At 82.0% G+C, this 615-nt stretch carries 1 protein-coding gene; it reads right to left on the reverse strand.

All coding sequences use genetic code 11. The annotated features are described in order from the left end of the window. A partial coding sequence (locus E2C05_RS33805) for a hypothetical protein (protein ID WP_205083302.1) occupies window positions 1-615 on the reverse strand: 615 nt, incomplete at both ends.

Genomic DNA, 615 nt, shown 5'->3' on the forward strand with positions numbered 1-615 from the left:
CGGCGCAGCCAGGCCGTCCGACCAGCGCACCAGCAGCAGGTCGGCCTCCAGCCCCGCGGGGTCCAGCAAGCCGAGCGTGGCGGCATCCAGGCCGCGCAGCGCCAGGCCCCAGCCACGCCCGGCCAGGCGCGACCGCAGCGGGCCGAGGTCGCCCGCGGCGGCGGCCAGCGGCAGCACCGCGAAGGCGCCGGGCCGGTCCGTGGCGGGCGGCAGCCGGTCGCGCGGCACCGGCACCAGCCGCAGCCGGTCCTGCGTCACCGCCCAGGCGGCCAGGCCGGGCAGCAGGCGTGCGGCCAGCCGTTCCTCGGCATGCGCGAGCAGGTCGGGGTCGGCGGCCAGGGCGCCCAGCGCGCCGGCGATGCTGCTGCGGGACAGCCGAAGGCGGCGCCCCTGTGCCTCCCCCGCCGGGGAGAGGATGGCGTCGGCGCGCAGCACCGCCTCGGCCGCCAGACCGTCCAGCGCCGCATGCAGGCTGCCGAGCAGGGCGGCGACGGGCGCCGCCGCGGCCGGGGCGGGCACGGCGGCGCTGGCCCAGGCCAGCACCGCGGCTTCGGCCTGCGGCAGGGGCCAGACCGGCAGCGGCCGGCCATCCCCCGCCAGGCTGCCGAGCGCGGC

It is taken from the genome of Paracraurococcus ruber (genome assembly GCF_004353985.1).
Taxonomy (GTDB): domain Bacteria; phylum Pseudomonadota; class Alphaproteobacteria; order Acetobacterales; family Acetobacteraceae; genus Paracraurococcus; species Paracraurococcus ruber.